Source organism: Polynucleobacter sp. MWH-Spelu-300-X4 (assembly GCF_018687515.1).
Lineage (GTDB): Bacteria > Pseudomonadota > Gammaproteobacteria > Burkholderiales > Burkholderiaceae > Polynucleobacter.
Window position 1 is genome coordinate 740,672 of record NZ_CP061294.1, and the last position, 12,405, is coordinate 753,076.

11 protein-coding genes are annotated in these 12,405 nt (G+C 43.0%); 9 read left to right on the top strand and 2 right to left on the bottom strand.

Annotation, left to right across the window (positions count from 1 at the left end; all coding sequences use genetic code 11):
• The first annotated feature begins 14 nt into the window (after positions 1–14).
• From uvrB to fdx, 9 genes are all read left to right on the top strand, one after another.
• A complete protein-coding gene (uvrB, locus tag ICV01_RS03860) occupies positions 15–2,105 on the top strand; it encodes an excinuclease ABC subunit UvrB (RefSeq protein WP_251369407.1) in 2,091 nt (696 codons plus the stop codon).
• Positions 2,095–4,158, top strand: a complete 2,064-nt coding sequence (locus ICV01_RS03865; RefSeq protein WP_215288797.1) for a site-specific recombinase — start codon at positions 2,095–2,097, stop codon at positions 4,156–4,158. Before uvrB ends, ICV01_RS03865 begins: the two co-directional genes overlap by 11 nt.
• A gap of 151 nt (positions 4,159–4,309) precedes the next feature.
• Positions 4,310–4,879 carry a Fe-S cluster assembly transcriptional regulator IscR gene (iscR, locus tag ICV01_RS03870; protein WP_215288799.1) on the top strand — a complete coding sequence of 190 codons (570 nt, stop codon included), beginning with the start codon at positions 4,310–4,312 and terminating at the stop codon, positions 4,877–4,879.
• A gap of 68 nt (positions 4,880–4,947) precedes the next feature.
• Positions 4,948–6,168: an IscS subfamily cysteine desulfurase gene (locus ICV01_RS03875; RefSeq protein ID WP_215289123.1), complete on the top strand. Its 1,221-nt coding sequence runs from the start codon at positions 4,948–4,950 to the stop codon at positions 6,166–6,168.
• 28 nt (positions 6,169–6,196) lie between these two features.
• Positions 6,197–6,580, top strand: a complete 384-nt coding sequence (iscU, locus tag ICV01_RS03880; protein ID WP_215288801.1) for a Fe-S cluster assembly scaffold IscU — start codon at positions 6,197–6,199, stop codon at positions 6,578–6,580.
• A 2-nt stretch (positions 6,581–6,582) separates the two neighbouring features.
• Positions 6,583–6,906 carry an iron-sulfur cluster assembly protein IscA gene (gene iscA / locus ICV01_RS03885; RefSeq protein WP_215288803.1) on the top strand — a complete coding sequence of 108 codons (324 nt, stop codon included), beginning with the start codon at positions 6,583–6,585 and terminating at the stop codon, positions 6,904–6,906.
• Entirely contained in the window at positions 6,872–7,405 is a 534-nt protein-coding gene (gene hscB / locus ICV01_RS03890; protein WP_215288805.1) for a Fe-S protein assembly co-chaperone HscB, read from the top strand. The genes iscA and hscB overlap by 35 nt, the downstream gene beginning before the upstream one ends.
• Positions 7,406–7,417: 12 nt before the next feature.
• On the top strand, positions 7,418–9,283 hold the full coding sequence (hscA, locus tag ICV01_RS03895) for a Fe-S protein assembly chaperone HscA (RefSeq protein ID WP_215288806.1): 1,866 nt from the start codon (positions 7,418–7,420) through the stop codon (positions 9,281–9,283).
• 11 nt (positions 9,284–9,294) lie between these two features.
• Positions 9,295–9,633 (top strand): ISC system 2Fe-2S type ferredoxin, encoded by a 339-nt coding sequence (fdx, locus tag ICV01_RS03900; RefSeq protein ID WP_215288807.1) that lies wholly within the window; start codon positions 9,295–9,297, stop codon positions 9,631–9,633.
• 102 nt (positions 9,634–9,735) lie between these two features.
• On the opposite strand, the gene lysS is transcribed toward fdx, so the two are convergent.
• Together lysS and prfB are read right to left on the bottom strand one after the other, a co-directional pair.
• Entirely contained in the window at positions 9,736–11,265 is a 1,530-nt protein-coding gene (gene lysS, locus ICV01_RS03905; RefSeq protein WP_215288808.1) for a lysine--tRNA ligase, read from the bottom strand.
• A gap of 30 nt (positions 11,266–11,295) precedes the next feature.
• A protein-coding gene (prfB, locus tag ICV01_RS03910; protein WP_215288809.1) for a peptide chain release factor 2 occupies positions 11,296–12,400 on the bottom strand; the annotation gives its coding sequence in 2 pieces (ribosomal slippage) (positions 11,296–12,318 and positions 12,320–12,400; 1,104 coding nt in all).
• Positions 12,401–12,405 lie beyond the last annotated feature (5 nt).

Consider the following 12,405-nt stretch of genomic DNA (forward strand, 5'->3'; position numbering starts at 1 on the left):
AGATGACAAAAAAGATGCCTAAAAAATTAGAAAATTCCAGTTCGGAACCCGCTGAAAATGTAATTCGTTTTCCTGGATCCCCGTTTTTGCTACATCAACCTTTCCCGCCTGCTGGAGACCAGCCAGAGGCTATTGCAGGCTTGGTGGAGGGGGTTGAAGACGGGTTGATATTCCAGACGTTATTAGGGGTAACAGGCTCCGGCAAGACCTATACGATGGCTAATACGATTGCTCGAATGGGGCGGCCCGCCATTATTTTTGCCCCGAATAAAACTTTAGCCGCACAGTTATATAGCGAATTTAGAGAATTTTTCCCTCAAAATGCGGTGGAGTACTTCGTGAGTTACTACGATTACTATCAACCTGAGGCTTATGTGCCTACGAGGGATCTCTTTATTGAGAAAGACTCTTCAATTAATGAGCATATTGAGCAGATGCGTTTGTCGGCCACTAAAAGTCTTTTAGAGCGTCGCGACACCATCATCGTAGCAACTGTATCGGCCATTTACGGTATTGGTAACCCTGGTGATTACCATCAAATGGTTTTAACGATTCGCCAAGGTGACAAAATCAGCCAACGCGATGTGGTGGCTCGTTTAATAGCGATGCAATACGATCGTAATGATGTAGATTTTTCGCGTGGTAGTTTTAGGGTTCGAGGCGATACGATTGATGTTTTCCCTGCTGAACATAATGAGCTGGCTGTGCGTATTGATTTATTCGATGACACAGTTGATAGCCTGCAATTTTTTGACCCTTTAACAGGGCGTATTCGTCAAAAAATACCTCGTTTCACGATTTACCCAAGTTCGCATTATGTGACGCCACGAGAAACAGTGTTGCGTGCAATTGAAACAATTAAAACTGAATTGCGTGAAAGATTGGACTTCTTTGTTAAAGAGGGAAAGTTAGTTGAAGCGCAGCGTTTAGAGCAACGCACAAGATTTGATTTGGAGATGTTGTCTGAATTAGGTTTCTGTAAAGGGATTGAAAACTATTCGAGACATTTATCTGGGGCTAAGGCAGGAGAGGCTCCGCCAACCTTGGTTGATTATTTGCCACCGGATGCTTTGATGTTCTTGGATGAAAGCCATGTGTTGATTGGTCAACTAAATGGCATGTATAACGGTGACCGAGCGCGTAAATCAACCTTGGTAGAGTTTGGTTTTAGATTGCCGTCAGCAATGGATAATCGACCGCTCAAATTTGAAGAGTTTGAGAAAAAAATGAGGCAAGTGGTATTTGTGTCAGCAACCCCAGCTGATTATGAAAATGCCCATGCAGACAAGGTGGTTGAGCAGGTGGTAAGACCTACGGGCTTGGTGGATCCTGTGATACATGTTAGACCTGCTGCAACACAAGTGGATGACGTGATTTCTGAAATACATGAGCGCATCAAGGTGGGTGAAAGAGTTTTGGTCACGACATTGACGAAGCGTATGTCAGAACAGTTAACAGAGTTCATGTCTGATAATGGGATTAAGGTTCGTTATTTACATTCAGATATCGATACGGTCGAGCGCGTTGAAATTTTGCGTGATTTGCGTTTGGGCGTTTTTGATGTGTTGATTGGTATCAACTTGTTAAGAGAAGGTTTGGATATTCCAGAGGTATCTCTGGTCGCTATTTTGGATGCTGACAAAGAGGGGTTTTTGCGTTCGGAGCGCAGCTTGATTCAAACGATTGGCCGCGCTGCTCGTAACGTGAATGGTACGGCGATTTTGTATGCTGACAAAATGACGGATTCAATGAAGCGGGCGATTGGTGAAACGGAGCGTCGTCGCCAAAAGCAAGTTGAATTTAATAAATTGCACGGTATTGAACCTAAGGGTGTTAAAAAGCGGATTAAAGATATTATTGATGGCGTGTACGATGTAGATGAGAAGCGCCAAGAGTTACGAGTTGAGCAAGAGAAGGCTCGCTATGAAGATATGAGCGAGAAGCAGCTGGCTAAAGAAATTAAACAGCTTGAAAAGATGATGGTTGATCATGCTAAAAATCTTGAGTTTGAAAAAGCGGCTCAGGCAAGAGATCAATTATTGAAATTAAAGGCAATGGTTTTTGGTGCTGAGTTGCACGACAACGTTCAATTAAATGGAAATTAAGTGGATGCTAGGTTTTAAAGATATCAGTCGCTTATGGCGCCGTTGGAAAGATTCAAGAAATGCCTCGTTGGCATTGGATAGTCTATTGGTTATCCCTGAGGTTCATGCAGACCTTGCCGATCGCAATCGTTGGTTGGTGGAGGTTGCTTATTGGTTAAGGCAGCCTAATAAGGATGATGTTGAAGGCGTTGTTGAGGCTTCGCATCCTGAGCATGTGCGTTTAAGGGCTTTGCTGAAGTTTTTGGATGGCCGTCCTGATGCCAAGCTTCAAATTGCTAGGGTGTTAAGAAGTATTTTGAAAGACAACGATGCTTTGTCTTTGTTGTGCGATACCGGTGTGGCTACGAGACCCAATTTTTGGGGCGAAATGAGTGAGCGCATTAGAAATAAATTTATTGCGCCGCCGCCTAACAAGCCTGAGCTAGCAGTTCTATTCGCTTTGGGTTTTGTTGGAGAACATGATGCTTCATGGGTCCATGATTTGGATCAAGATTTGTTAAAGGCTATTCATGGCTTAGTCCACTATCAAGAGCTTGAGGGTGAGGGAAATCATTTGTTTGATGATTTATCCGAAGCCATTCATATTTTGATTAGTTACATTGGCGCAGCTGGTCTTAGTTATTCTGTGAGATCTAGGTTACGTGATGTGAGTGGTCAGCATTCACCTTTCTATAAATTAGCAAAATTAGCTGAAGAAATATTAAGGGATGAGCCGCGGTTACAAGATGCTGCTTATCAGACTTGCTTGAAAGATTTCAAGGTGGTGATTGATAGCTGTTATGTTGCTTGTGATGATGTTTATAACCATCTTGATGAAAACGGAGTTTCCGTTGATACGGTTTTCCAAGTTGAGACAATGCGCCTGCGTTTAGCGCGTGTCGAGTTATTGCTGAAGTCTTGGTTAGAGCGCGAGAATATTAAAAATTATGCATATTTAACCGCTGATTTGATTATGACTGTTCAGGGTCATCGAAGTGTGAAGCGTTTAGCTGAGCAATCATTTGCTTTGTTGTCTCGTAAGGTGGTGGAGCGTAGTGCGGAGACTGGTGAGCACTACATTGCAAGTACGCGCGAAGAGTATTTTTCAATTCTAAAAAAATCATTAGGCGGTGGTGCCGTTGTTGCAGGAACGGTGTATTTGAAATTTTTAATTACCAACCTCAACTTAGCTAGGTTTTTTGAAAATGTGTTTTTAACGGTTAACTATGCGGGAAGTTTTTTGCTGATTCAGTTTGCTAATTTCACTTTGGCAACTAAGCAACCTGCAATGACTGCGCCTGCTTTAGCGCAATTGTTAGATCATGTTAAAAGTAAAGAAGGTTTAGATGCCTTTGTGGACCGTTCTATTTACTTAATTAGATCGCAAGCCGCTTCTGTATTTGGTAATTTGGCGATGGTTGTGCCTGCTGCTGTTTTAATTCAAGTGGCCATTATGTTCATTATTGGTACCCCAAGCATGAGTTCTGTGAAGGCTCAAGCTGTTTTGCAGACAGTCTCGCCATTCAGTGGTGCTTTGATTTTTGCAGCGTTTACTGGTGTATTGCTTTGGCTATCTAGTTTGATTGCGGGATTGGTGGATAACTGGTTTGTTTTGCATCACATGCAAGATGTGATTCGTTATAACCGTCGTTTAAATATCGTTTTCGGTGAGGTGAGGGCTTCTCGTTGGTCAATTTGGTGGCGCGAGAATATTGCCATCGTGGCAGCTAATGTTTCTTTGGGTGTGTTGTTGGTGTTGGGCCCATCGTTAATGATTTCTTTAGGTTTTGGTTTGGATGTGCGCCATGTCACCTTATCTGCGGGTTCATTCGCTGCTGCAGCCACGGCTCTTGGTTGGAAGGTATTTTTAACGGCAGGCTTTTGGTTGGGTATTGTCGGGGTTTTGTTAATTGGGGTTATTAATGTCCTAGTTAGTTTTTCTTTAGCCTTTCATATGGCTTTGAGATCAAGGGATTTGCCTGAGTTGGATCGTTTGAGGTTATATCTTGCTCTTAGAGATAGGATTAAGGGCAATGTCAGAGGGGTTATTCTTCCAGGTAACTCATTGAAATAATTATATTTTTATAAATAAATGATTGTGAATGGCGTCCTTTGAGGCGCCATTTTCATTCATTGCCCGAGCAATTTAGTTGGGTATCTGATAAACTTGAGTCCATAAGTAGGGTATTGCGATTTCGTGATGCTCTTAGTAGAGGAGGAATCAGATGAGACTGACAACTAAAGGACGTTTTGCTGTAACTGCAATGATTGATTTGGCTTTGCGTGAGTCGCAGGGGCCCGTGACTTTGGCTGGTATTAGCCAAAGGCAGAATATTTCTCTTTCTTATTTAGAACAACTATTTGGTAAGTTGCGTCGCTTCGATATTGTTGAAAGCACACGTGGTCCTGGTGGCGGCTATACCCTAGCGAGAAGACCACAAGAAGTGACTGTAGCCGACATCATTATTGCTGTGGATGAACCTTTGGATGCAACTCAATGTGGTGGCAAAGGTAATTGTCACGGCGAAGATCAAAGCAAAGGTCGTTGTATGACGCATGACCTATGGACTAACTTGAATCAGAAGATGGTCGAGTATCTAAGTTCTGTGAGTTTGGCTGATTTGATGAAGCAGCAAGAGGGGCGTGTGGTCATGCAAGATTTGAGGACTTCTAAAGCAAAAATGGATGCGCCTCAAAAGCCACATAAAGCAGTCGTTGAAGCGGCCAAGAAAGAGCCTGAAACGAAGAAGCCTTTGGCTAACTCAGTGTTTACTTTTGCTCAGCAAATTAATTGAACCTAATAATAAAAAACTGAAGAATTTAAAAAGGATTTAAGAATATGTCGTCACCTAAACCAGTGCCAATGTTTAGCCCAGAGCATTTCCCTATTTATATGGATTACTCTGCGACTACGCCTGTGGACCCGCGAGTTGTGGATGTGATGATTCCTTATTTACGTGAGCAATTTGGTAACCCTGCGTCACGTAGTCATGCGTATGGATGGAGTGCTGAGGAGGCAGTTGAAAATGCACGTTCTGAAGTAGCTAAGTTGGTTAATGCAGATCCTAGAGAAATTGTTTGGACTTCTGGTGCAACCGAGAGCAATAACTTGGCATTGAAGGGCGCAGCGCATTTTTACAAAGAAAAAGGCAAGCATCTTATTACCGTGAAAACTGAGCACAAGGCTGTTTTGGATACTTGCCGTGAGCTTGAGCGTGAGGGTTACGAAGTAACTTATTTGGATGTTTTGCCAAATGGGTTAATTGACTTTGAGGTATTAAAGGCAGCAGTTCGCCCAGACACTATTTTAATTTCTGTGATGTTTGTTAATAATGAAATTGGTGTTATTCAAGACATTCCTCGCATTGGTGAGTTTTGTCGTGAGAAGGGCATTATTTTCCATGTGGATGCTGCTCAAGCAACGGGTAAGGTGGTTATTGACCTTCAAACAATGAAGGTTGATCTAATGAGTTTCTCTGCGCACAAAACATATGGCCCTAAAGGTGTTGGTGCCTTGTATGTAAGACGTAAACCACGTGTGCGTATTGAGGCTCAGATGCATGGCGGTGGTCATGAGCGCGGCATGCGCTCTGGAACATTGGCGCCACACCAAATCGCTGGTATGGGTGAGTGTTTCAGAATTGCTAGAGAAGAAATGCAAGTTGAGAATGAGCGTATCCGTATGTTGCGCGATCGTTTATGGAATGGCCTCAATCAAATTGAAGAGGTTTATCTCAACGGTGATATGGATAGTAGGGTTCCACATAACTTGAACATTAGTTTTAATTATGTGGAAGGTGAGTCGATGATCATGGCGTTAAAAGATATCGCTGTATCAAGTGGTTCAGCATGTACATCTGCTTCATTAGAGCCTTCTTATGTGTTGCGATCATTGGGGCGTAATGATGAATTGGCGCATAGCTCGATTCGTTTCACAATTGGTCGCTTTACAACTGAAGAAGATGTTGATTTCACAATTGATTTAGTCAAGAGCAAGATTGCTAAGTTAAGAGAATTATCTCCATTGTGGGAAATGTATAAAGATGGCGTTGATTTAAGTACGATTCAGTGGGCAGCCCACTAATTAACTGGAAAGAATTAAGGAGTTAAAGATGGCTTATAGCGATAAAGTAATTGAGCATTATGAAAATCCACGCAATGTAGGTTCCTTTGAAAAAGGGGATGATCATGTGGGTACAGGTATGGTAGGTGCACCCGCTTGTGGCGACGTTATGAAATTACAAATTCGTGTTAACGATCAAGGTGTGATTGAAGACGCTAAATTTAAAACTTATGGTTGCGGCTCAGCGATTGCTTCATCTTCTTTGGTAACGGAGTGGGTGAAAGGCAAGACTTTGGATCAGGCCCTTGAGATTAAGAACTCTCAAATTGCAGAAGAGTTGGCTTTGCCTCCAGTAAAGATTCACTGTTCTATTTTGGCTGAAGATGCTATTAAAGCAGCTGTTAAAGATTACAAAGAAAAACACGCTAAATAATCATGGCTATTACGCTTACTGAAAAAGCTGCCAAACATATCACGCGTTATATTGAACGTCGTGGTAAGGGTATTGGCTTGCGCCTTGGTGTTAGAACCACAGGTTGTTCTGGTTTAGCCTATCAGTTGGAGTATGTTGACGAGGCTGCTCCTGAAGATACTTTATTTGAGTCGCTAGGTGTAAAGGTTTATGTGGACCCTAAGAGCTTGGCATATCTTGATGGCACAGAGTTAGATTATGTGCGTGAGGGATTAAACGAAGGGTTTAAGTTCCAAAATCCGAATGTGAAAGATGAGTGCGGTTGTGGCGAGTCTTTTAGAGTTTGACGATTACTTTGCCCTGTTTCAGTTAAAGCCGCAATTCAAAATAGATAGGCAGGCTTTGGAGTCTGCTTATTTAACTGTCCAAAAACAAGTACACCCTGATTTGCATGTCCAAGGTAGTGATGCTGAAAAGCGCATCTCAATGCAGATGGCTACCTTAGCGAACGCTGCCTATCGAACGCTTACCAATCCTATTCAACGAGGTTTGTATCTGTGCGCTAAAAATGGCGTGGATCCTCAGTTGGAAACAAATACTGCTATGCCCGCTCAGTTTTTAATGCAGCAGATGGAGTGGCGTGAATCTTTAGATGAGGTTAGAGATCAGCCCAATCAGTTAGATCAGCTATACCAGCAAGTGGAAGCCACTCGCAAAGAACTTTTGCTGGAAGTTGAAGTAGCAATTGATCAAGCTCACAATTTTCAATTAGCTGCTGAGAAGCTCAGGGCTTTATTATTCATTGATAAATTTAGCGTTGAATTAGAAGACGCAATGTCAGCATAACTACACATATATATGGCCCTATTACAAATCGCCGAGCCTGGTCAGTCATTAGCTCCTCATCAAAGACGTATCGCTGTTGGTATAGATTTAGGAACCACCAATTCTTTGGTGGCTACTATGAAAAATGCTCTTCCTGAAGTTTTGGTTGATGAGCAGGGGCGAGCATTGCTGCCATCGGTCGTGCGTTATTTACCTGGTGGTACGACGCAGGCTGGTTATCAAGCCTTACAGAATGCGAATGGGGATCCTAAAAACACGATTATTTCAGCTAAGCGTTTTATGGGGCGTGGGTTGAGTGACGTGGCGCATTTTGAATCTTTGCCTTATGAGTTTGTGGATGCTCCTGGCATGCTCAAAATAAAAACAATTGCTGGTGATAAGAGTCCTGTTGAAGTATCTGCGGAGATTTTGGCAAGATTAAGACAAAGAGCGGAAGATTCTTTTGATGATGAAATCGTGGGTGCGGTTATTACCGTGCCAGCTTATTTTGATGATGCTCAAAGACAAGCTACTAAAGATGCTGCAAAATTAGCAGGTATAGAAGTTTTAAGGCTGTTAAATGAGCCAACAGCTGCTGCAGTTGCTTATGGATTGGATAATGCTTCAGAAGGCCTTTACGCCGTTTACGATTTGGGTGGAGGTACTTTTGATATTTCTATTCTGAGGTTGAGTAAGGGTGTCTTTGAAGTACTCTCAACTGGCGGTGACTCGGCTTTAGGCGGTGATGACTTTGACCATCGTTTGTATTGCTGGGTATTAGAGCAAGCTAAGTTGCAGCTTTTATCAGACAAAGATACGCGTTTATTGGTGAGCGCTGCAAAGGAAGCCAAGGAACAGTTAAGCAAGAACCCGCTTGCAAGAGTGCATGTGACATTGGGGACCGGTACGGTTGTTAATGTAGGCATTAGTCAAGCCCAGTTCTTTGAGCTAACCCAGCATTTAGTTTCTAAAACATTGGTTGCTGCTAAAAAAGCCTTAAGAGATGCTGGTTTGACTGCTGAAGAAATTAAAGGTGTGGTGATGGTGGGGGGTGCTACTCGCATGCCGCATGTGCAAAGAGCGGTTGGCGAGTTATTTGGTCAAGCGCCGTTAAATAATTTAGACCCGGATAAAGTAGTGGCCATGGGCGCTGCAATGCAGGCTGATCTATTGGCTGGTAATAAGCAAAAGGGTGAAGAATGGTTGTTGTTAGATGTAATTCCTTTATCTTTGGGTGTTGAAACCATGGGTGGATTGGTTGAGAAAATTATTCCTCGTAATACGCCGATTCCAGTAGCTCGAGCTCAAGATTTCACAACCTTCAGGGATGGTCAAACGGCTTTAGCCTTGCATGTGCTGCAAGGTGAGCGAGAAGTGGTCGATGCTTGCCGATCATTAGCTAAATTTGAATTACGGGGTATCCCGCCAATGGCTGCTGGCGCAGCTCGTATTCGTGTCACCTATCAAGTGGATGCGGATGGTTTGTTGTCTGTAACCGCAAAAGAGCAACAGTCTAGTGTTGAGGCTAGCATTACAGTCAAGCCATCCTATGGCTTATCAGACTCTGATATCACTACGATGCTTCAAGATGGCTTTAGCCATGCTGCAGAAGATGTTCAGGCTAGAGCGTTGAGAGAAGAGATTGTTGATGCTAATCGTTTAATTGAGGCTGTTGAGGCAGCGCTTTTAGAAGATAAACATCTGCTTGATGAAGATGAGTTAGATGTTATTGAGCGAAAAGTATTGGCGTTAAAAGAATTGGTTAAAACAACTAAAGATGCACAGGTTTTGAGGCGTTCTGTTGAATCTTTATCTAAAGCAACCGATGATTTTGCGGCTCGCCGTATGAACGAGAGTATTAAAAAAGCTTTATCTGGCAAAAAAATTGCAGAGATTTAAAAGGAATAGGAATGCCACAAATAGTTGTATTGCCACACGCTGAATATTGCCCGGAAGGGGCTGTTCTTGAAGTTGAAACTGGAGCCAATCTTTGCGAGGCTTTATTGGAACATGATATTGAGATTGAGCATGCCTGTGAGTTATCTTGTGCATGTACCACTTGCCATGTGATTGTGCGTGAGGGTGCTGCTAGTTTGAATGAATCAACCGAGGAAGAGGATGATTTGTTAGATCGTGCTTGGGGCTTAACACCTCAATCAAGATTATCTTGCCAAGCAATCGTGGCCAAAGAAGATTTGGTGATTGAGATACCGAAGTATTCAATTAATCATGCTAAAGAGAGTCACTAAAAGCAAAGCGTTAAAGAATTTAAACAATAAAAAAGGCTAGTTGAACTAGCCTTTTTTATTAGTGGAAGAGTTAATTGGTTAATAAACTAACTAACTTATTAATCAATCTTCTCTTCTCATGTGAGGGAAAAGAATAACATCGCGAATGTTTGGTGAGTCTGTAATCAACATCATTAGGCGATCAATGCCGATACCGCAGCCGCCGGTTGGGGGCATGCCGTATTCAAGGGCACGGATGAAATCAGCATCGAAGTACATAGCTTCTTCGTCACCAGCTTCTTTTTGCTCTACTTGCTTGCGGAAGCGTTCTGCTTGGTCTTCAGCATCATTTAATTCAGAGAAGCCGTTAGCAATTTCGCGACCAGTAATAAATAATTCAAAACGCTCAGTGATACCTGGGCGCGTATCGGATTCACGAGCTAATGGACTTACTTCAATAGGGTAATCAATGATGTAAGTTGGTTCCCAAAGGTGTTCTTCAGCAGTTGCCTCAAATAATGCTAATTGAAGAGCGCCAAGACCGGCATTTTTTAATGTAGGGCCGTTGATATCTTCGCCAGCTTTCTTCAGCTCGCCACGAATAAATTCTTTATCTTCAAGTTGAGCTGCTGTGTATTCTTTCTTCGATAGCGGCGCGTATTTCAGGATTGCTTCGGCAATGGTTAATCTTTGGAATGGCTTAGATAGATCCAATGCCTTGCCTTGATAAGTTAAGACGGCTGTGCCTTGGGCATCAATAGCCGCTGCTCGAATCAACTCTTCAGTAAATGTCATTAACCATTTGTAATCTGTATAAGCAGCATAGAATTCCATCATGGTGAATTCTGGGTTGTGACGTGGGCTAACGCCTTCGTTGCGGAAGTTACGGTTAACTTCAAATACGCGTTCAAAACCACCGACCACTAAACGTTTCAAATAAAGCTCTGGGGCAATACGCAAGAACATCTGCATATCTAGAGCATTATGGTGAGTGATAAATGGTTTTGCCGCAGCTCCCCCTGGAATAGGGTGAAGCATCGGTGTTTCTACTTCCATAAAGCCAGCATCTTGCATGTGATGGCGGATCGAAGCCATTGCTTTGCTGCGAGCTAAGAATGTTTGGCGCGTTTCAGGGGAAACAATTAAGTCAACGTAACGTTGGCGATATTTCAATTCTTGGTCTGATAAACCATGGAACTTGTCAGGTAGTGGACGTAATGACTTGGATAGCAAACGTAGGTCTTTAACTTGAACCGATAGTTCACCTTTATTCGTTTTGAAGACCACGCCTTCAGCAGCAATAAAGTCACCCATGTCCCAGTGCTTAAAAGCATTGTGGGATGCTTCACCAGCATCGGCATCGTTAATGTAGAACTGAATTTGGCCGCTGCGATCTTGAATGGTCGCGAAGCTAGCTTTACCCATCACGCGCTTTAACATCATGCGGCCTGCAACTTTAACGGTGATGTTTCTTTCAGCTAAGTGTTCCTTGCTGATGTCGCCATAGTGAGCGTGCAAGTCAGCAGCCAAATGTGTTGGCACAAAATCATTAGGAAAGGCTACGCCGTTTTTGCGTAGATTGGCTAGCTTTTCTCTTCTTTCAGCAATGATGTGATTTTCGTCAACGATAGGGTTTTGATGTTCTTGGCTCATGGTAGGTCCGGTAGATAATTCTGAATAAGGTTAAACGCCTTGCTTTAAGCTGGCTTCAATAAACGCATCTAGATCGCCATCAAGTACTTTTTGAGTATTTGATATTTCAACGTTGGTGCGTAGGTCTTTAATACGGCTTTGGTCTAATACGTATGAACGAATTTGATGACCCCAACCCACATCACTCTTGGTGGCTTCAAGTTTGTCTTGTTCCGCTTGGCGCTTACGTAGTTCATGTTCATATAAGCGAGATTTCAACATCGACATCGCTTCAGCTCGGTTTTTATGTTGGCTGCGGTCGTTTTGACATTGCACCACGATGCCTGTTGGAATGTGGGTTAAACGTACAGCAGAGTCTGTTTTATTAATGTGCTGACCACCTGCACCAGAAGCACGGTAAGTATCTGTTCGAATATCAGCAGGGTTGATGTCGATTTCGATCGAGTCATCTACCTCTGGGTAAACGAAGACGCTGGTAAATGATGTATGGCGACCATTCGCTGAGTCAAATGGTGATTTGCGTACTAAGCGATGCACACCTGTTTCAGTTCTTAGGTGGCCATAAGCGTATTCACCATCCACTTTGATGGTGGCGCTCTTAATACCTGCCACATCGCCATCGGATACCTCAAGTACTTCAGCTTTAAAGCCTTTACGTTCGCAGTAACGAATGTATTGGCGCAGTAGCATACTGGCCCAATCACACGCTTCTGTGCCGCCTGCACCTGATTGAATATCAATAAAGCAAGAGCTTGGATCCATTGGATTACTAAACATGCGGCGGAATTCAAGATCTTCCACTTGTTTGCGCATGCTTTCTGTATCAGCTTCGATGGAGCGAATGGTGTCAAAGTCACTTTCTTCTTTGGCCATATCCATGAGCTCTTGGCTAGCGGTAATGTTGTCGGTTAGGAAATTAATTGTTCCAACGACGCTATCCAGTGATTTTTTCTCTTTACCCAAAGCTTGTGCTTGCTTGGGGTCATCCCAAATTTTGGGATCTTCTAGGGTTTGATTAACCTCGACTAAGCGTTCTGCTTTGTTGTCGACGTCAAAGATACCTCCGTAGTTCAAGCGTACGTGTACGAAGGTCTTCGAGGGTATTTGTGATGAGATTTAGTTGTTCAGCTTCCATGGGGC